Genomic DNA, 19,990 nt, shown 5'->3' on the forward strand with positions numbered 1-19,990 from the left:
TGTGAAACTGGCCCGCTAGGTTAATAGCGGGTCAGTTGCTTGAGCGTTTTATAGTGTATCCAGTATTGACGCTAAAACATGCTGCGGATCGGCCGCCTGCGTAATCGGACGACCAATTACCAAATAATCAGATCCCGCCTGCATAGCCTGTGCAGGAGTTAAGATTCGTTTTTGATCATCTTGCGCGCTGCCAGCGGGTCGAATGCCCGGCGTGATTAACTGACCGGCCGACCACTGCTGTTTAAGCGATTGCGCTTCTTGCGCGGAGCACACCAAACCGTCCAAGCCAGCCTGCTCAGCCAAGCCCGCCAAGCGCAACACCTGTTCTTGTGGGGGCACATCCAAGCCAATACCTGCTAAATCCTGCTGTTCCATACTGGTCAACACAGTCACGCCGATCAGCAACGGTTTAGCGCCTGCGTGTTGTTCCAACTGCTCGCGGCACGCCGCCATCATTTTCAAGCCACCGGAACAGTGCACGTTAACCATCCACACGCCCAGCTCTGCGGCTGCTTTAACTGCCATGGCTGTAGTGTTAGGAATATCGTGAAACTTTAAATCGAGGAAAACCTCAAAGCCCAACCGTTGCAAAGACTCCACCACAACAGGTCCGCTACGGGTAAATAACTCTTTACCCACCTTTACTCGACACTGCTTAGGGTCAAGCTGCCGCGCCATCGTAAGCGCTTGCTCCATGCTTGGAAAGTCTAATGCAACAATAATTGGGCTTTTCATTAATTCTCTCTATTACGCTACACAAAAAACGAGCACTGCGCTCTCGCGTCAGTGCCGTTAAGTTTATTGATTGCTTTGCTGCTGGGTAAGTTATTCAGCAGCCTTGGCTACCGCCGCTTTCACGAGCTCAGCTAACTCACCGCTATCATGCATTTCAGTAATGATATCGCAACCGCCGACCAGCTCACCAGCAACCCACAGCTGCGGGAAAGTTGGCCAATTTGCATACGCGGGCAAGTTGGCGCGTATATCTGGGTTTTGTAAAATATCAACAAACGCAAACTTCTCACCACAAGCCATTAATGCTTGCGAAGCACGTTGTGAAAAGCCACACTGTGGCGCGTTAGGCGAACCCTTCATGTAAAGTAATACAGTGTTATTAGCAATTTGTTCTTTGATGGTTTCGATAATATCCACAATGCACCTCTAAATCAGTAAAATCAGAAAACGAAATTTATTAGGTATTCTACTTAAAGTTGACCACCATACTCAACTATATCCTGCAGAAAGTTTATTCGCGAACAACTCAGCTCACTGCGCATGATTTGTATCAAGTCGCACAGCATTTGCACAACCCTGTCATTCGCTTATAAAATCTCACCTTTATTCCACACGCAAGCTAACCAAGGACAGCTTGCTATTAACATGAAAAGGTTCTCTATGAGCGCACGACATTTTTTATCCTTATTTGACTGTACCCCCGCAGAGCTTCAGCAAATTATCCAACGCGCTATAGAATTAAAAAAGCTTCGCCAGCAGCGAATTGCCCATGAAAGCCTCAAAGGCTGTGTGCTGGGTATGATTTTTGAAAAATCCTCGACACGCACACGCATTTCTTTTGAAGCCGGCATGTGCCAGTTGGGTGGCAATGCTATTTTTCTCTCCCCCAATGATACTCAGCTTGGGCGCGGTGAACCTCTAAGCGACTCAGCCAAGGTCATGTCCAGCATGCTAGATGTCATTATGATCCGCACCTATGCTCATGCTGGCTTAGAAGAGTTTGCCCGGCATTCAGCTGTTCCAGTTATTAACGCGCTTTCCGATGATTTGCACCCCTGTCAATTACTGGCTGATATGCAATGTTTCCATGAGCTGCGCGGCGACATTCAAGGCAAAACCGTGGCTTGGATTGGCGATGGCAACAATATGTGTAACTCATACATTGAAGCCGCCATTCAGTTTGATTTTAAATTAAACGTAGCCTGCCCTGAAGGCTACGAGCCTGACGCACAACTCCTAGCTCAGGCCGGCGATCGTGTTCAGGTTATGCACAACCCGGAGCAAGCAGCCGCAGGTGCACACTTGATAAGTACCGATGTGTGGGCCTCCATGGGGCAAGAAGAAGAAGCCAAAATCCGTAAAGCAGCCTTCGCAACTTACCAAGTAACAGAAAAACTCCTAGATATGGCTGCCAGCGATGTCGTGTTCATGCACTGCTTACCTGCACATCGCGGTGAAGAAATCAGTGAAACACTCTTGGACGACCCACGCTCAGTGGTTTGGCAGCAAGCTGAAAATCGATTGCATGCACAAAAAGCGTTGCTTGAATTTTTGGTTGTATAAATGAACAGTCAAACAGCAAGCGCCCTTCTTGAAATAGACAGCCTCAGTTGCGGCTATAACAACCAAGTTGTGGTTAAAGCGCTCAATATGCATCTAAATCAAGGTGATATTGGCTGCTTGCTCGGCCCTTCTGGGTGCGGTAAAACGACCACCCTAAGAGCCATTGCCGGTTTTGAGCCTGCCGCAGCTGGCTCGATAAAACTGGCCGGCACGATTATATCGCGCAAAGGCTTTACGTTAGCCCCAGAGAAACGACGTATCGGTATGGTGTTCCAAGACTACGCCCTGTTCCCGCACCTTAGCGTAGAGCAGAACGTTGCCTTTGGTATTCGCAACCACCCCTGCGTTAACAAAATAACCGCAGAAATGCTCGACTTAGTTAATCTTGGCCATCTAAGCAAGCGCTATCCGCACGAGCTCTCTGGTGGACAACAGCAGCGTGTCGCTCTTGCTCGTGCTTTGGCTCCCGAACCACAGCTCCTATTACTTGATGAGCCTTTCTCCAACCTAGATACAGAACTGCGCCGACGTTTAAGCCAAGAAGTACGCGACATCCTCAAGCTGCGCGGTACCAGCGCTATTATGGTGACCCACGACCAAGAAGAAGCCTTTGCCATGAGCGACTTAATCGGCGTGTTTAATCAAGGTAACTTAGAGCAATGGGACTCACCCTTCAACCTCTACCACGAGCCATACAGCCCCTTTGTCGCAAGCTTTATAGGTCAAGGTTATTTTATTCGTGGGCATATGCTCACCCATGACAGTGTACAAACTGAACTCGGCGTGATTAGCGGTAATAGAGCCTACCCTTGGTCGCCAGGCAGTGCAGTCGATGTACTGCTACGCCCTGACGACATTATCGACTCACCACACAGCCCACTGAAAGCCCGGGTGATTGGCAAAACGTTTTTAGGTGCCTCTACCCTCTACCGGCTTGAGCTCCCCACAGGCAGCCATTTAGAAGCTTTATTTACCAGCCATATTGACCATGTGATCGATGAAATGGTAGGTATAGAGGTAGCCGCTGACCATTTGGTTGCTTTTGTCGCACCCAGTACGGTGGCCGCGCACAGCAGCATTAAGAAAACCTCTGCGCTATAACGTGCGCAACAACCTAAACGCCGCTAATGCTGCCTGTTTTGCAACATAACAACCATTATTAAGGCTGTGCGCTAAGCTTATGACTTAAAACGAAAGTATCATGCCTACCATAACCATAATCGTTAAATATTTCGTTACGCTGGCCGATACACCCAAACAATACTCACAATAAATTATAGTTGTCTGTCACTTAATTTGAATTTTTGCAGGAAAATGCCATGCCAATTTTACGTCGCTTTTCAATTGCCAGCCGGTTATGGCTGATCCTGGCCATATCTGTCTTTATGTATGTTGTCTTGGGCGGCTTTGCTATGAAGCAAAACCACAGCGACTTGGTGTTTGCCAAAGAAATCAAAACGCAACACCTAGTAGAAAGCACAATGGGGATTTTAGAGTATTTCCACAGCCAAGAACAAAGCGGACAGCTCAGTAAGCAGCAAGCCCAAGAACAAGCCATGAACGCGGTAAAAAAACTGCGCTACGGCCGTGATGACTACTTCTGGATTAACGATCTACAGCCCGTCATGCTGATGCATGCCATGAACCCTGCGCTGGATGGAAAAGACCTTTCTGGCTATAAAGATCCTGACGGCAAAGAGATTTTAATGAGTTTGTAAAAATAGCTAAAAGCCAAGAATCCGCTGGTTTCTTCAACTATAGATGGCCCATGCCTGGGGCAACCAACCCAGTGGATAAAGTGAGCTATGTACAGCAGTTTAAGCCTTGGGGCTGGGTCATTGGCACAGGTGTTTATCTGGATGACATCCAAGCAGAATTCCGCACCACAGCCATACGCAACACTCTAGTCCGTGCCGGTATTATTATTTTCATGGTGTTCTTGGTGGTAGGTATTATCCGAAGCATCACCACGCCTTTACGTAATGTGGTCGACTCCCTGAAAAACATCTCAAGTGGCGATGGCGACCTCACTCAAGAGTTGGTATGCAACAGCAATGATGAAATTGGCGAGCTGAGTAATAACTTTAATGAGTTTGTATCTAAGCTACGCACCATGATACGCCACCTGTTAGAAAGCGCTAACACGCTGCAACAATCAGCCGGTGAACTGGGCAAAGCGGCTCATGCGACCCTTAGCGTCAGTCAGCGTCAGCTACAAGAAACCGAGCAAATTGCTACCTCTATGAACGAGGTTACCTATGCCGTACAAGAGGTTGCGCGTAATGCTGAACAGGCTGCAGCGGAAGTGAACAGCGCTACTCAACAAGCCGATACCGGTCAGCAAAGTATTCACAACAACCTGCAGCAAAACGACTTGCTCTCCGGCACTATTACCCATGCGGTATCTGTTATCAGCTCATTGGCCGATGAAAGTACCAAAATCGGCAGCGTGCTTGAAGTGATTAACACCATCGCCGAGCAAACTAACCTGCTAGCACTTAACGCTGCAATTGAAGCTGCACGAGCGGGTGAGCAAGGGCGAGGTTTTGCGGTCGTTGCCGACGAAGTGCGCTTGCTGGCTCAACGCACCCAGCAGTCCACTGAAGAGGTGCAGGTGATGATTGATAGCCTGCAGAAAAACTCACAGGCCGCAGTCGGTGTTATTGAGCAAAGTAGCCATGCTTCTGAGCTAGCAGTTGAGCAGGCTAATTTAGCCAGCACCAACCTTGAGCGCATTGCGGAAGCCTTGGTCAAGCTTAACGACCTAAACGCTTCTATCGCCAGCAGCTCTTTACAGCAGTCCCATGTAGCTGAGGAAATTAACGAGAATATCAACCGTGTTGCCGGTCTTGCCCAAGAAAGTACTGCTTCGGCAGAACAGTCCAGTCGCTCCAGTGAAAACCTAGAGCGTTTGGCAGGTGAACTGAATACACTGCTATCTCAGTTCCGCGTATAAGTGAGCACCTCTGCTCGGTCCTTTATTTTGCCGAGCAGAGACTGCATTAAACAGCTAGTGCAATGGGAATATGATTCTGAATTTGGCCCCACCCAGTTCAGAATCTTCAATAAATAACAGCCCTTGATAGCTATCGATAATATCTTTAACCACCGCCGTCCCTATACCCTGCCCTGGGTATTGCGTATCTAAACGCTCGCCTCTACGTAGAATACGTTCGCGCTGACTGGCAGGCACTCCCGGCCCATCGTCCTCAACTACGATTTCGCAGTACTGCTCATAGGTTTGTACGCAGATGCAGATCTGTCTAAGGCATAAGCGGTATGAGTTTTCGAGCAAGTTGCCGAACACTTCCAATAAGGCTCCGTGCTCTACAGGCACACGCTGCTCTCTTGAAAAGCGCATCTGCACATCCACTTGCTTATCCAAATACACCTTATTCAACGCTTCTATCAACGGCTCAAGCAATGGCGCAAGTTTAACGCTATGCCTGATTAAACCGCTGCGCCGCAGACTGGCACGCTGCAGCTGGTAGCTTACCTGCTGGCTCATACGACTCACTTGATTGTGCAAAGTGCGCGCCTGTTCTTTGTTTTCCGGTTGTGTCGCTAAAACTTCTGCCACTCCCTGCAGAACCGCCAAGGGTGTTTTCAGGCTATGGGCGAGATCATCCAAAGAGTGGACATAGCGCAGCCTTTGTTGACGCTCATTCTCCAGCAGGCGATTTAAGGAGCCTGTTAAACGTAATAGTTCGCGCGGATGCTCATCACTTAATAATTTACGCTGCCCCGCTTCCACTTCATCCAGCTCAGCCCTTAACCGCAGCAAGCTGCGTGTCCCCCAATTAAGGCCCAGCCACAGAATACTCAGCAAACAAATCAATGCGGCTGCCAGCCAGATGTTGAGCTGGCGTCTAAGACTTTTATACATTGGTTTATAGTCACTAACCGGCTGCATAGTAACTATGCTGTAAGCGGCACTTTGTCCTCGCAGCAAATCGATTTCTATGTCGTACACAAAAAACTCTTGCTCTTGTGAGTCGCGAATTTTGGCAAACTCATGCCCACGACCATCATAACGAGGCTGGTAGTTAATCTCATACTGCTTTGCGGAACGTGAGTGCCAGACGAGCTTGCCCTGACTATCGAAAATAAAGCCCAATTGTCGCGCAGGTAAAATATCAAACTCTTCATCGGGGAGTTTCTCTGGCATTGATAAACGCCCTTCTTCAATGCGCGCTACCGAGATCAGTGTACTGGCATCAGCAGCCAAGCGCTGCTGCACAGCTTTTTCTAGTGCTTTAGTAAAGGCTTGCTGCAGAACAGGAAATAAACCTAGGATAAATATAAATGCGGTGCAGGTAGCACCTATCATCAGACGCGTACGTAACGAGTAACTTTTCTTTTTTAGAAAAAAATTATTCACTGACATGCTTCATTAAAGATGTAGCCCTGCCCACGCACTGTTTCTATGGGCTTAAAACCCACATCAGCCTCTAATTTACGCCGCAAACGACCAACCAGTACTTCAATTACATTCTGGTCACGCTCTTCGTCGTCAGGATAAAGCTGTTCTATCAAACGCTCTTTAGCAACCACCTGTTGTTGATGGCGCATCAAATACTCAAGAATGCGGTATTCAAAGGCTGTCAAACCAATACACTCGCCTGACAAAGTGGCTTGTTTTTTATTTAAATCTAAGGTGAGTGGCCCGGCGGTTATGGTCGACTGGACAAAACCTGAAGCGCGTCGCAGCAATGCTTTTAATCGGGCTTCTAGCTCTTCAAACTGGAAAGGCTTGACCACGTAATCGTCCGCACCGGCCGCCAAGCCTTCAACTTTATTTTGCCAGCTACCACGCGCAGTCAAAATTAAAATAGGCATTTGTTGGCCTTGCTGGCGTAGCTCGCGAATCAGCTCGATACCGCTCATGCCAGGCAATCCCAGATCAATCACGGCTAAGTCATACTTTAAATCTTTAACCTTTCTTAAAGCACTCTCGCCGTCAGCCACAGCCTCTACTACATGCCCTTCTTCACCCAAGCGCGTCAATAAGTGATGACGCAACAACGCTTCGTCTTCCACCACTATAAGCTTCATGTTAGAACCTTTGAGTTTTAAAAATCAGCCAAATAGCATACTAAACAATCCCACGACTCAACTGAACCAAGGCTGAACTAACAACGGCTTCGCACACCAGAGTTACTCATCACGGCGCAAATCCTCCGGAATAGGCAAGTCATTTAAAGAATCTGGACGCTTACCTTTACCTGCATGGTATTGGCGCAACTGATAAACATAAGCCAGCACCTGGGCAACAGCCATGTATAAACCTGCTGGTATCTCCTCATCCAACTCCGTGGAATAGTATACCGCTCGCGCTAAAGCCGGAGATTCCAATAAAACAACTTGGTGTTCGTTGGCAATTTCACGAATTTTGAGTGCTAGATGGTCACTACCCTTGGCAATCACTTTGGGTGCATTACCGGCGTTCTCATCATATTTAAGTGCTACTGAGAAGTGCGTGGGGTTGGTAATTACCACGTCAGCTTCTGGTACGGCACTCATCATACGCCGTTGTGCCATCTCCATTTGTAAGCGTCGAATACGCCCCTTAACCTCGGGCTTACCTTCCGAGTCTTTATGCTCGTCACGTACTTCCTGCTTGGTCATTTTCAGCTTTTGTTTGCTATCCCACAATTGAAACGGCACATCTACTGCTGCAATTAAAATCAAACCACAAGCCATCCACAGCGAACTCCAGCCAATGGTTTGCACGGCGTGCAAAATAGCGAGTTCAAGCGGCTCGTTAGCAATATTAAACAAGTCCTCACTGGCACTGGACAGCACAAGCAGCGCAACAATTAACACCACCAAAAACTTGCCGAGCGCTTTTAGCAGTTCGATAATGGATTTCATGGAAAACATGCGTTTTAAACCCGCTGCCGGGTTCATGCGACTGGCCTTAGGTGCCAGAGACTCTAAGGAAAACAACCAACCGCCCAAGGCTATCGGGCCGACAATTGAAGCCACTAAGAGGAGAAGAAATAACGGGGCTAAGCCCTCACTTGCATGCTTTGCTGCTGCAAGCAGGTTCAAGCTCATATAACGTTCGTTGTATAGAATTTCGCGAGGCAGATCGAAATTCTCAGTCATGACATCTAAAATTTTCTGCCCTATGGCACCACCGAACATCAGCAAGCCTGCCGTACCCCCCAGCACAATAGCCAGAGTGTTTAGTTCACGTGAACGCGCGATCTGACCTTTTTTTCGAGCATCTTGTTGACGTTTTGCCGTTGGCTCTTCGCTTTTTTCGGCACCGCTTTCACTTTCCGCCATAGCCTCAACCTTTCTACTGAGTAAAACTACGCATCAAAAATAAGGCTTCCGATGTAATTGTTTGGAAGTGGGTCAGGATTTCAGCCGTTGAAGCCCAGAAAATAATCATGCCCATGATGAGGGTTAACGGGAAGCCAATGGTGAAAATATTAAGCTGAGGCGCTGCACGCGTCATCACACCAAAGGCAATATTAATCACTAATAACGAGCTCACTGCCGGCAATGCCAATAACAATGCAGCACCAATTACCCAGCTTAATCGACCCGCAAATACTGTGTAATGACCTATATCCAGAGCCTGCCCCACAGGCAAAGTAACAAAACTCTCTGCCATAATTTCAAAAGCCACTAAATGCCCATTAACGGCTAAGAATAAAAGCGTTACGAGCATCAGCAAAAACTGGCCGAGTAAGGGTACTGAAACCCCTGTGGCCGGATCCATTAATGAGGCAAAGCCCAAGCCCATTTGCATAGAAATAAGCTGGCCAGCGAAGACAAAAATGTGAAACATCATCTGCAACACTAAGCCAAGTAAAACACCGATAATAATCTGCTCTGCAATCAATAAAATCGCTTGCACGCTCAGGGCATCTACTTGCGGCATTTCAGGCAGTACAGGCGCTATGGCCACTGTAAAGGCAACTGCAAAATATAAACGGATACGTCGTGGTACTAACTGTGTGCCTACAATAGGCATCACCATCAACATGCTGCCGATACGAAACAGCGGCAATAGGAAACTGTTTATCCAGCCCCCTATTTGAGTACCGCTTAACTCAAACATGGATTTAGTCTAGCCCAACACATAGGGCAAGCTTTCAAACAGCTTGGTGGTGAAGTCTAGCCACCTACCCACCAGCCAAGGCCCCATAACAAGCAATGTCATAAAGCTTACAAGAAGGCGCGGCAAAAAACTTAGGGTTTGCTCGTTAATCTGTGTGGCCGCTTGGAACATGGCCACAATTAAGCCAATTACCAAACTGGGTGTAATGATGGTGGCAACAGCCATAGCCATCAACCATAGGGCCTCACGGAAAATATCAACGGCGATTTCAGGTGTCATAGTGTTTCACCTCACAATGTGCCAAAGCTGTTCGCCAGCGTACCAATAATTAACGTCCAACCATCCACCAGTACAAACAGCATGATTTTAAAGGGTAATGAAATAATCAGTGGTGAGAGCATCATCATCCCCATGGACATCAAGATACTGGCCACTACCACGTCAACAATAAGAAACGGAATAAAGATCATAAAACCAATTTGAAACGCGGTTTTTAATTCTGAAGTCACAAAAGCCGGTACCAAAATAGTCAGTGGCGTGGCCTCAGGAGATTCGATATCGGTGCGCCTGGCTATACGGATAAATAGCTCTAAATCCGTTTCCCGTGTTTGCGCCAGCATAAAGGTTTTGATTGGACCTTCTGCAAGATCTAGGGCTTGTTTTGCTGTTATTTGCTCATTTAAATAGGGCTGCAGCGCATCTTGGTTAATTTTCTCAAACACCGGTGCCATAATAAACAGGGTTAAAAACATCGCCAAACCAAGCAAAATTTGGTTTGAAGGCGCCTGCTGTAAACCCATCGCCTGACGCAGAATAGAAAAAACAATAATAATGCGGGTAAAGCTGGTCATCAGCATGACAATCGCTGGGATAAAGCCCAGCGCCGTCATAATCATCAGAATTTGCAGGCTAACTGAATACTCTTGCTGACCCTGCGCATCCGTGGTCATGGTGATTGCTGAAATAGATAAGGGATTAGCGTCTGCCGCCAAAATAAGTGGACTGCCCAATACCGCTATAAACACGATGAACAGGCGAACAAAACGGCTCATGGGCTTTCCTTATTGTCTTGCACAGTTAGCACTTGCGCCTTGAGCAAGCTTTTTAATTTTTTACCAAAATCTGATGCGCCACCTGGCTCATCATCAACCTCTATCGGCTCTTGCAAGACGTGCAGCGGCTCGATTGTACCTGGTGTTAAGCCAAGTAAAATTTGCTCTTTACCAACCTGTACCAACAGCAAACGCTCTCTAGGGCCTAGCGGTTGCGTAGCCAAAAGACGAATACTTTGATTCGCCTTACTCACGGGCAAACTATGCTGGATACGCCGTACAAACCAAGCCAATATAAAAATAACCGCAATGACCAGCAGCAGCCCAAACAAAAGCTGTATGAGTTGTCCTGTTATATCAGCAGAGCTGGTCACAGACGTAACGGGTGCACTGTTCTGTTCTTGAGCGTTAACCCAAGCAGAACTAAAAAAAACACCCAGCCCTAAAACAGCGCGCATGCCATCACCTTAGTTTTTTGATTCGTTCACTTGGGCTAATGACATCGGTTAAACGTATACCAAACTTCTCGTTTACCACCACCACTTCACCATGCGCAATCAGTGTGCCATTAACCAATACATCCAGCGGCTCACCTGCTAAACGGTCAAGCTCAACCACAGAGCCCTGATTGAGCTGCAAGAGGTTGCGAATGCTGATATCAGCGCTGCCTACCTCCATAGATATACTGACCGGAATGTCTAAAATCACATCCAAATTGGGGCCATCTAAACTGGCTGGAGCTTCGTCCTGCACCGGCGAGTCAGGAAATTCACGCATCGGCGCTTTAGCCGGTCCTGAATCGGTTTGCGCCAACATGGCATCAATTTCATCCTGATCAGCATCACCCGCCTCAGCTAAAGCCGCGGCCCACTCATCAGCAAGGGCTTGATCATCAATGCTTATGTTTTCTTCATCTGTCATGGCTTACCTACTTATCTTTATCAACGAGACCGTGTAATTGGCTCTAGAACCTGTAATGCTAAATTCCCATTATGCGAACCAATCTGTACTTTGAAGGTAGGCACTCCGTTGGCACGCAACAGCATACGTTCCGGCATTTCTACCGGAATAATATCCCCCGGCTGCATGGTTAAAATATCCCGCAGTTTTAATTCTCGACGGACCACAGTGGAACTTAGGGGTACACGCACATCTAAAATATCTTCGCGTATCGCCTTGCTCCAACGCTCATCCTGATCATCCACATCAGACTGAAAACCCGCATCGAGCATTTCTCGGATGGGTTCAATCATTGAGTAAGGGAACGTGATATGCAGATCACCGCCACCGCCATCCAACTCGATGTGGAACGTGGACACCACCACCACTTCACTTGGGCTCACAATATTGGCCAGCGCTGGGTTCACTTCTGAGTTCATATATTCAAAGTCAACGTTCAAAACCGCATGCCAAGCTTCTTTCAAATCAACAAAGGCCTGTTCTAGCACCATACGCACCACACGCAATTCGGTTGGCGTAAACTCACGGCCTTCAATTTTGGCATGGCGACCATCACCACCAAAAAAATTATCTACCAGCTTAAATACCAAACGCGAATCGAGAATAAACAAGCAGGTGCCACGTAAAGGCTTCATTTTTACTAGGTTCAAGCTAGTAGGCACATAGAGTGAGTGGATGTACTCTCCAAACTTCATCACCTGCACCCCGCCCACCGACACGTCGGCCGAGCGGCGTAGCAGGTTAAACATACTAATGCGCGTATAACGGGCAAACCGCTCGTTAATCATTTCCAAGGTCGGCATGCGACCACGCACAATACGGTCTTGACTGGTCAGGTCATAGCTTTTGATCGCCCCTGGAATAGCATCATCTACAGTATCCACCACGCCATCATCAACGCCATGTAACAGCGCATCGATTTCGTCTTGTGATAATAAGTCTTGCACTGACATACTTTTGGACCTCAGCTACTTACTGCATGACAAAGTTAGTAAACAAAACCTGCTCAACCACTGGACTACCCACTTCATGCATGGCTAATTCTTGGACGGCCGCTGTCGCTTTTTGTTTCAGAAGCTCAATACCTACTGGCGTGTTTAACTCTTCAAAATCCTGGCTAGAGAACAGCATCACCAGTTGATTCCTTAAAGTTGGCATATGGACTTTTAACTGCTTAAGCTCATTTTCATTACGTGACATCAGTGCCAAGCTCGCCTGCATATAACGCTGGCGACCCTGACTATGAAAGTTAACGACAAAAGCAGGCTCCAGCAATTCGTAGACCGCTTTTTGCTTACCTTGGGGGATTTCTTGCGCGCTTTGTTCCTGCGGCCCAGCGCTTTCTTTGTTTAAGAAAAACCAAGCCCCAGCCGCTGACAAACCCACCGCTAGCAAAATCGCGATGCTCGCAACGATGACAACCTTAGTCTTGTTTTTTTTAGGCGCTGCCAACTCGGCCGGCGCACTTGCTTCATTAGCCATATCTTTCCTAGGGTTCAAGCTGACATTTTAGCGACACAGTGTAGCGAAATTTGCGTTGCATTGCCGCTAATTGTCATGCGTTATTCAAGTGTTATACATAATAGCTAAGCCTGCCGCTGTGCCCGTTTTCTACCTGCGGCACTTCAGTCACTGTCTGCACAACCTCTTCCTCACTAGGCTGTGCAAAACCTGAATGTTGCTCAGCTATAAGCTCTCTAAGCTCACGCTCATCACGCTGGTCCGAGTCAGAGTGGTCAGCCACATTAACATCCACATCCTCCATACCTTGCTGCGCCATCAGTTCACGCAGGCGGAAACTCTGGCTTTCAAGGCTTTCACGCACACCCGCGTGGGCGCTAGTAAAGGTAATCTGCGTCTGGTCACTATTGACCTGTACACGAATATCTAACTGCCCCAGCTCCGCAGGGTTGAGCTTTATCTCAGCCGATTTAAGGTTTTGCGATGACATCCACATCACCTTATCCGTCAACTCTTTGCTCCAGCCTGACTGATTCATCGCCACCGGCTGACCCGGAACCTGACGCGCTGCGTTGGCTTGCTGCACGGATTCGGCACGCATAAGCGTTTCATTGCGCGCAGTGTTTTCCACACCTGTTTTGATCTCGCCAACCAGTTGAGCAGGCGTTTGCTTAGCCTCGCCTTTTGCTTGCGTGGCTACTGACTGAGCCAAAGCCTGGGTCAAATTCGCCTCTTCTTCGACACCCATGTCTAAATCTAACGTTTCTAGATCTGACAACTCGGCTAGCTCTGTGTTCTCTGCTTCACCTGTTGCCCCTGCTTGCATAAAAGCTACCGAGCTCTGCATGGGTGAACTGTTCAGGTTACCGGAGAGCTTATGCGCCTGCTGCTCGGTATTCATGCTTGAAGCAGTATTCATGCTTGAAGCAGTATTCATCATGCCAGCCATTGCAGCCAATACCGGAGCATCCCGCGGCTCAGCCAGCAACTCTGTAACCTGTTCTGCCAACTCGCCCGTGTCCTCAGCGCCTACTTGCTGTGCTTGCATAATTTGCAGCAACAAAGGATCAAGTTGAGCCACCAAGCTTTCATCTTTTTTATCTGCCTCAACTGGCAAATCCTTGCCGCCTTGCGAGTCAATTTCTTGACCTTGCTGGCCCTCAACTAGAGTCTTTGCTTCATCCTTTACCGTTGTATCTGTTGTATTAACTCTAGCATCGGACTCGCTTTTCACTACATTGCGCTCTTTGGCAGCGGTAGGTTTAGCCTCAGTATTTTTTGCACTAGCCTGCGCTGGCTTAACTGCCGGTTGCGATTTTGCAGGTTCGTTTTTAGCAGCAAAGCTCCTTGCTTGCTGCTGTTGCGCATAGATATTAGAAAATTTAGGCGCGCTGGATACAGCCTGATTATTAGACTCAAGTAACGTATTTTTAGCCTTGCTCGCAGGCTGCTTAGCGCTAGGCTCTAATAAAAAATCAGCCATAAGTTGCATAATGCTCTCCCATACAGGTAAATCCCACTAGTGCATTACAAGCAAATAACAAGCCACCTTTTAGGAACTGATGTTTAATGCATCAATAAAGCGCGGCACTGCCTGCTGATCAATTTTCAAACCTGCAAAGTCAAACAAATTGCGATCAGCCAATTGCGAAGGCACAACATTTTGCAGTGCTCGGAACATAATCTCGGTGCGACCTGGAGTGCTCGCCTCCCATTCGTGTAGCATTTCCTTAACCACTTGGCGCTGCAGGTTCTCTTGCGAGCCACAGAGATTACACGGAATAATGGGAAACTTTTGCTGCTGGGCATACTCAGCAATATCACTTTCTTTGCAATAAGCCAGCGGTCTAATCACCACATTACGTCCATCAGCAGAAAGTAGTTTAGGCGGCATCGCTTTAAGCGTGCCACCGTAAAACATGTTCAAAAAGAAAGTTTCAAGAATATCGTCGCGATGATGTCCAAGCGCCATTTTGGTGGCCCCTATTTCATCGGCATAGGTATAAAGCGTGCCACGACGCAAGCGGGAGCATAGTGAGCAGGTGGTTTTGCCCTGCGCAAGCTTTTCTTTAACAACCGAATAGGTGTCTTCTTCAATAATATGGTATTCGACACCAAGCTCTTGCAGGTAAGTCGGCAAAATATGCTCAGGGAAACCGGGCTGTTTTTGATCCATATTCACCGTCACCAGCTCAAAACAAACCGGCGCAACTTTCTGTAAATGCAACAAAACATCCAACATGACATAGCTATCCTTGCCGCCGGATAGACACACCATAATTTTGTCGCCTTCCTCAATCATATTGAAATCAGTAACAGCCGCGCCAGCCAAACGACGCAAACGTTTTTGTAGTTTATCTTGCTTAACTGACATAATTCCTCGGCATCACGTATTCAGTAATAAAGTGCAGTTTTTTATCCGCGCTAATCAGCCTTACAGCTGGCTGGGGTTAATCGCCAAAGCAAATATCCATATCTCGCGCGGTCATCACAATGTCGCCCTTAATATCAACACGTTTTTCAACGCTCAGCGCTTCAGCTATGGGGACGGTGACAATATCAGCAGACTGCAGGCTGACCATATGACCAAACTTACCATTTTCAATCGCGCGCACGGCCGCCGCACCAAAGCGCAAAGCTAACAGTCGATCGAAGGTGGTTGGCGAACCGCCGCGCTGCAAGTGTCCTAATACCAGTGAACGAGTATCTTTACCGGTGCGCTCAGCGATTTTCTTAGCGACGTATTCGGCCACCCCACCCAGAAGCACATGCTGACGACCCATCTCGCCCTCACCTTTAGCCACCACCTCGCCACCCTGTGGCATAGCGCCCTCGGCCACCACTACGATGCTGTATTTACGACCGCTTAACTCATTAGCCATAATCTTGGCGCACACTTTTTCAATATCAAAAGGGATTTCTGGCAGCAAAATCACATCAGCATTACCCGAAATACCACTGTTTAATGCAATAAATCCAGCATCACGCCCCATCACCTCAACCACCATCACCCGATCGTGGGACTTGGCCGTTGAATGCAGGCGATCAATAGCTTCGGTAGCGATACCTACAGCGGTATCAAAGCCAAAGGTTGATTCAGTGCCGCCCAAATCATTATCAATTGTTTTTGGCACACCCACGACTGGCATACCCAACTCAAAAAACTTCTGCGCGATATCCATGCTGCCATCACCACCGACCGACACCAGCGCATCAAAACGCAAGCGGCGGAAATTCTCCATCACACGTTCCGACATATCGCGCTCTTCGCACTCACCTGCCACATTACAAACCGGCATCTGGAAGGGATTCCCCTTATTAGTGCTGCCTAAAATAGTACCGCCTTGAATGGCAATACCGTCCACAACCTTGGGGGTTAGGTGGACAATTTCATCTGTATTAAACAAACCGTTATAGCCAGCTTTAATACCATACACATCCCACTGACGATTATGCGCCGCCATGGTTACTGCTTCAATCACCGCATTCAAACCCGGGGCATCTCCACCACCTGTATTGATACAAATTTTCAAACGCTTTGACATTGTGGTCTCCCTATTTGTCGGTGATGCTTACATAACCTATGCGCCGCTCTGCCTTTCTGGCAGCCAGCTACAATTGATTGGTAATCAAGTGGATGATTAAACGAAGAAATAGCTTATAGCAGACAATAAACTTAGGTCTAAGTGTACTACAAAAGCAGGTCTTACAAGTATTTTTAACCTTGCCAATAGCGTTTAAACTCCCTTATTAGCAATACACTTATTACGCTAAAAAAGTTTTTTAAGTCTACAAAAGCACAAGGATGCAAATGCGCTATTAACAGGATATCAGCAACAAAATCTGGGCATACCTATACAACTTAGGCTAAGGAGCCTCTGAATAACGTTACCGAGGACGCTAACACAAGGCGCAACGACCAACGGGAGTAACAGCCAAAGGCTGGCCCGAAGGGTGAGCACTAGCGAGTCAAAACGTGCGAAAAAGCGCAGTTTACACAGGGTAAATGAGCATTTTATTCGCTTCGCTCCCCCTTCGGGGCCGTGCTAAAGCACGTTCAATCTAAAGATTGTGAGTACGTTTTTAACGCAGTGGTAGCTACGCAGGTAGTTATTCAGAGGCTTCCTAACGCTCCATTACAGTGGGAAACTATCTCATGATCAATGTACAGATTTATCGATACCATCCAGAACACGACACTACCCCCTATATGCAGTCCAAAACTCTGCCCGAAGAATTTCGCAGCCGTATGGTTTTGGATGCACTGGAATACCTGCGCGCCGAAGATTCAACCCTTGCCTATCGGCGCTCATGCCGCGAAGGTGTGTGCGGCTCTGACGGCATGAATATCAACGGCAAAAACTGGCTGGCGTGCATCAAACCCATCGCTGAAGCCACAGCAATGACGCCAAGGCTAATCAGCACAATCGATGTTTTTTGTTTTGTCTCAGGTTCAGGCTCTAGAAACCGCTCTGCGCTATCGATTCGTATGCTTAACTCGTCCATGTGTTACCCCGCAATTTTCATATTTGCTTTCAGTTTTATTGCGCATTACACCCGCCCTGTACAACGCCTACTTGAGTATAAAGTGCGCCAGCCTGTCTAGTTTCAGTACGCCTAATTAATAGCTGTCAACCAATGCGCTGCTGCCGCTTTTGTAGAACCCAGCTTCTTGCCGGGGAATGAACCACTATTGATAGCTGTTTTACCCTACAATGACCGCCCGCACTCAGAATAGGCTTTTCGTATGTCATCTCACCCTTATAGCGTGCTCACGCCCGAGCGGATACTGGATGCAGTTGAAGCGCAAGGATATCGCTGTGATGGGCGCATCACTGTATTAAACTCCTTTGAAAACCGCGTGTTCCAATTGGGCATTGAAGATGAGTTGCCACTGATTGCAAAGTTCTATCGACCTGCGCGCTGGTCCTACGAGCAAATCCTTGAGGAGCATGCATTTTGTGCTGAGCTTACCGCTGCTGAATGGCCTGTGCTTGCGCCATTAATCGATCCCGAGGGGCAGTCTGCGCACCGCGATGGAGAGTTTGTCTTTGCTTTATTCACCCGCTTTGGCGGTCACGCTCCAGAGCCTGACAACCTCAACACGATTGAGGTGCTTGGTCGTTCATTAGGTCGCCTCCATGCGATTGGCGCACTGTCTGCGTTCCAGCATCGTCCAGCCATCAATATCGAGGATTACGGGGTGGCTAGCCGTGAGTTTTTGCTGAGCAACGACTGTCTTCCCCAAAGTCTTAGAGAGGCGTATGACACGCTTACACGCGATATTCTAACAATCATTGATGCACGCTTCAGAGACTGCAAGTACACGGCAATTCGCATCCATGCAGATTGCCACATCGGCAATATCCTCTGGCGGGATGATCGAGCCGTGGTTGTTGATTTTGATGACTGCCGTATGGGGCCTGCGGTACAGGACTTGTGGATGCTGCTTAGCGGCGACCGTCAGGAGCAAACTGAGCAACTCGACGCTCTTTTGGAGGGCTACGAGATGTTCCACGCGTTCGATGACCGTGAATTAAGCCTCTGCGAATCGTTACGCACGCTGCGCATGATGCACTACGCGGCATGGATTGCGCGGCGATGGTCAGATCCAGCTTTCCCCTCTGCCTTTTCATGGTTCAATACCGAGCGCTATTGGGCAGAGCATATTCTGGCGCTAAGGGAACAATTTGCCATGCTGCACGAGGAACCGTTATCTCGGCCTAGAGGTAATTTTTAGCTTGTTTTCCGGATGTATACAGCGCCCGCCGATATGTACATAAACCGTTTTTTTGTATATATCGAAGACAAAAACAGTGACCGGTGAACGCATTATTGTGGCTTAGATTTCCATTAGGGAACGTCTGAATAACGTTACCGAGGACGCTAGCACAAGGCAAAACGTATGAAAAAGCGCAGTTTACACCTAGTAAATGAGCATTTTGAGTACGTTTTTAACGCAGTGATAGCTACGCAGGTAGTTATTCAGAGGCTTCTTAGCATCTTTAGGGGCAACCCAAGCACTCCAACGGAACTCTTTATCGAAAGAGTGTTGGTATTTCAGGAGCAACAGCCAAGTGCTTTGCTCGTCGCTAGCCGCCTGGCCAACGCCCTAATATCGTCTGCACGGTACAGATGCTCAAGCCAGTCTGCAGGGATTGCATCCACCTCATAGTAAGCGCCAGCCAGCTGACCACAGATAGCTGCCGTGGTATCAGCATCATCACCCAAATTGGCAGCTGCCAGCACAGCATCTACGAAGCTATCGATATTCCAGAAGGCCCACAAGGCAGCTTCTAAGCTTTCTACCACATAACCAGAACCCCTTACTTCAGACTCATCCAAATAACGGAAGCTTTGTTGCTCAATTCGCGCAGCTGCTCCTTCCATCGCAAAATCTACCTTACCAGGAAACACAGCGGCCTTATCTTGCGCACCCATCAGCGCACGTTGCAACACCAAAGCAAATTATTGACAGCAGGCCAGACAGAGAGCCTTGGAGGTGTCGTCGGTCCACTCACCTGTTTGCAAGCGAAACTTACCGCCGCCTACCATGTCCGTCATCGGTTCAAAGCGGCCACGGGGAACAAACTCAACCGTTGCCCCAACAGCATCTGCGCAAGCAAGACCAAGCAGACAGCCCTCAAAGCGCTGAATATGTTGAAGATTCTTAATCTACTTCTGGTGAAAAAAACCAACTCTTGGGGCAAGCATAAACTTTCCTAGGTGTAAAGCTGCCAGCGCAGGCTGATGAAACCCAGTGCAGGCCGTCCAGCCAAGTATGCCTTTAGCAATTAGCGATTGCGCTTAGTCTTGTTAGGGGCTTTATTGTTCTAATCAACCAAAAGTAGACACTTTTTTTACAGCTTTCATACTCAGCAGGGCTCATATCGCCACTGGCAGTATGAAGCATTCAAAATTGAAATAGCGCATATTCTATAGCAGCGATCCATTAACGCGCACACGCAGTAGAAGGCCATTACCATCAGTTAAGACGTAATCTTTTTCTTTAGGTTGCAACGCTTTGATTCTTCTATCACTAAGACGCGATGGCACGGCTGTCATAACATTTCTCCACATGCCTTGGTATTCCAAGAATGCATTAAACATTACTGGAATACCAAACACCGTAGATTGGAAA

At 47.9% G+C, this 19,990-nt stretch carries 21 protein-coding genes and 2 pseudogenes; 5 read left to right on the plus strand and 18 right to left on the minus strand.

All coding sequences use genetic code 11. The annotated features are described in order from the left end of the window. Positions 1–48: 48 nt before the first annotated feature. A complete protein-coding gene (gene pyrF, locus QEZ41_RS02205) occupies positions 49–735 on the minus strand; it encodes an orotidine-5'-phosphate decarboxylase (RefSeq protein ID WP_289409748.1) in 687 nt (228 codons plus the stop codon). A 90-nt stretch (positions 736–825) separates the two neighbouring features. Continuing rightward, the gene (grxD, locus tag QEZ41_RS02210; protein WP_289409749.1) at positions 826–1,152 is read right to left on the minus strand and encodes a Grx4 family monothiol glutaredoxin; all 327 of its coding nucleotides are present in this window, start codon (positions 1,150–1,152) and stop codon (positions 826–828) included. 243 nt (positions 1,153–1,395) lie between these two features. Between grxD and argF the strand changes: the two genes are divergently transcribed. The 3 genes and pseudogenes from argF (at position 1,396) to QEZ41_RS02225 (ending at position 5,254) form a co-directional block, all read left to right on the plus strand. Next, positions 1,396–2,298 (plus strand): ornithine carbamoyltransferase, encoded by a 903-nt coding sequence (gene argF / locus QEZ41_RS02215; RefSeq protein ID WP_289409750.1) that lies wholly within the window; start codon positions 1,396–1,398, stop codon positions 2,296–2,298. Next, entirely contained in the window at positions 2,299–3,399 is a 1,101-nt protein-coding gene (locus QEZ41_RS02220) for an ABC transporter ATP-binding protein (RefSeq protein WP_289409752.1), read from the plus strand. Between the two features lie 218 nt (positions 3,400–3,617). Continuing rightward, positions 3,618–5,254 (plus strand): annotated as a pseudogene (locus QEZ41_RS02225) (methyl-accepting chemotaxis protein). Between the two features lie 54 nt (positions 5,255–5,308). Here QEZ41_RS02225 and QEZ41_RS02230 read toward each other — a convergent pair. The 13 genes from QEZ41_RS02230 to QEZ41_RS02290 all read right to left on the minus strand — a co-directional run bounded on the left by QEZ41_RS02230 (position 5,309) and on the right by QEZ41_RS02290 (position 16,394). Beyond that, on the minus strand, positions 5,309–6,628 hold the full coding sequence (locus QEZ41_RS02230; protein ID WP_289409943.1) for an ATP-binding protein: 1,320 nt from the start codon (positions 6,626–6,628) through the stop codon (positions 5,309–5,311). Between the two features lie 47 nt (positions 6,629–6,675). Beyond that, positions 6,676–7,353, minus strand: a complete 678-nt coding sequence (locus QEZ41_RS02235) for a response regulator transcription factor (protein ID WP_289409753.1) — start codon at positions 7,351–7,353, stop codon at positions 6,676–6,678. Positions 7,354–7,455: 102 nt separating this feature from the next. Continuing rightward, positions 7,456–8,592, minus strand: coding sequence for a flagellar biosynthesis protein FlhB (flhB, locus tag QEZ41_RS02240; RefSeq protein ID WP_289409754.1), 1,137 nt, complete (start codon positions 8,590–8,592; stop codon positions 7,456–7,458). A gap of 13 nt (positions 8,593–8,605) precedes the next feature. Next, positions 8,606–9,376 (minus strand): flagellar biosynthetic protein FliR, encoded by a 771-nt coding sequence (gene fliR, locus QEZ41_RS02245; protein ID WP_289409755.1) that lies wholly within the window; start codon positions 9,374–9,376, stop codon positions 8,606–8,608. A gap of 9 nt (positions 9,377–9,385) precedes the next feature. After that, entirely contained in the window at positions 9,386–9,655 is a 270-nt protein-coding gene (gene fliQ / locus QEZ41_RS02250) for a flagellar biosynthesis protein FliQ (protein WP_289409756.1), read from the minus strand. A gap of 11 nt (positions 9,656–9,666) precedes the next feature. Beyond that, entirely contained in the window at positions 9,667–10,428 is a 762-nt protein-coding gene (fliP, locus tag QEZ41_RS02255; RefSeq protein WP_289409757.1) for a flagellar type III secretion system pore protein FliP, read from the minus strand. Then, positions 10,425–10,886, minus strand: coding sequence for a flagellar biosynthetic protein FliO (gene fliO / locus QEZ41_RS02260; RefSeq protein ID WP_289409758.1), 462 nt, complete (start codon positions 10,884–10,886; stop codon positions 10,425–10,427). Before fliO ends, fliP begins: the two co-directional genes overlap by 4 nt. Positions 10,887–10,890: 4 nt before the next feature. Then, positions 10,891–11,349 (minus strand): flagellar motor switch protein FliN, encoded by a 459-nt coding sequence (fliN, locus tag QEZ41_RS02265; protein ID WP_289409759.1) that lies wholly within the window; start codon positions 11,347–11,349, stop codon positions 10,891–10,893. A gap of 20 nt (positions 11,350–11,369) precedes the next feature. Then, complete coding sequence (fliM, locus tag QEZ41_RS02270) at positions 11,370–12,341, minus strand: flagellar motor switch protein FliM (protein ID WP_289409760.1); 972 nt, start codon at positions 12,339–12,341, stop codon at positions 11,370–11,372. A gap of 19 nt (positions 12,342–12,360) precedes the next feature. After that, positions 12,361–12,870 (minus strand): flagellar basal body-associated FliL family protein, encoded by a 510-nt coding sequence (locus QEZ41_RS02275; RefSeq protein ID WP_289409761.1) that lies wholly within the window; start codon positions 12,868–12,870, stop codon positions 12,361–12,363. A gap of 91 nt (positions 12,871–12,961) precedes the next feature. Next, complete coding sequence (locus QEZ41_RS02280) at positions 12,962–14,341, minus strand: flagellar hook-length control protein FliK (RefSeq protein ID WP_289409762.1); 1,380 nt, start codon at positions 14,339–14,341, stop codon at positions 12,962–12,964. A gap of 60 nt (positions 14,342–14,401) precedes the next feature. Continuing rightward, positions 14,402–15,223, minus strand: coding sequence for a tRNA 2-thiocytidine(32) synthetase TtcA (gene ttcA / locus QEZ41_RS02285; RefSeq protein WP_289409763.1), 822 nt, complete (start codon positions 15,221–15,223; stop codon positions 14,402–14,404). Between the two features lie 76 nt (positions 15,224–15,299). Further along, the gene (locus tag QEZ41_RS02290; RefSeq protein ID WP_289409764.1) at positions 15,300–16,394 is read right to left on the minus strand and encodes a 6-phosphofructokinase; all 1,095 of its coding nucleotides are present in this window, start codon (positions 16,392–16,394) and stop codon (positions 15,300–15,302) included. A gap of 611 nt (positions 16,395–17,005) precedes the next feature. On the opposite strand from QEZ41_RS02290, the gene QEZ41_RS02295 reads away from it, so the two are divergent. Continuing rightward, the gene (locus tag QEZ41_RS02295) at positions 17,006–17,455 is read left to right on the plus strand and encodes a 2Fe-2S iron-sulfur cluster-binding protein (RefSeq protein WP_289409765.1); all 450 of its coding nucleotides are present in this window, start codon (positions 17,006–17,008) and stop codon (positions 17,453–17,455) included. Positions 17,456–17,596: 141 nt separating this feature from the next. Next, positions 17,597–18,589 carry a serine/threonine protein kinase gene (locus QEZ41_RS02300; RefSeq protein WP_289409766.1) on the plus strand — a complete coding sequence of 331 codons (993 nt, stop codon included), beginning with the start codon at positions 17,597–17,599 and terminating at the stop codon, positions 18,587–18,589. 320 nt (positions 18,590–18,909) lie between these two features. Here QEZ41_RS02300 and QEZ41_RS12030 read toward each other — a convergent pair whose 3' ends face one another. The 3 genes and pseudogenes from QEZ41_RS12030 to QEZ41_RS02310 form a co-directional block, all read right to left on the minus strand. After that, the gene (locus QEZ41_RS12030; RefSeq protein WP_434556779.1) at positions 18,910–19,290 is read right to left on the minus strand and encodes an ADP-ribosylglycohydrolase family protein; all 381 of its coding nucleotides are present in this window, start codon (positions 19,288–19,290) and stop codon (positions 18,910–18,912) included. Between the two features lie 27 nt (positions 19,291–19,317). Beyond that, positions 19,318–19,524: an ADP-ribosylglycohydrolase family protein gene (locus tag QEZ41_RS12035; RefSeq protein ID WP_434556781.1), complete on the minus strand. Its 207-nt coding sequence runs from the start codon at positions 19,522–19,524 to the stop codon at positions 19,318–19,320. A gap of 264 nt (positions 19,525–19,788) precedes the next feature. Further along, positions 19,789–19,914, minus strand: a pseudogene (locus QEZ41_RS02310) (integrase); the annotation flags it as partial. Positions 19,915–19,990: the final 76 nt, after the last annotated feature.

Source organism: Thiopseudomonas acetoxidans, from assembly GCF_030362935.1.
Classification (GTDB): Bacteria; Pseudomonadota; Gammaproteobacteria; order Pseudomonadales; family Pseudomonadaceae; genus Thiopseudomonas; species Thiopseudomonas acetoxidans.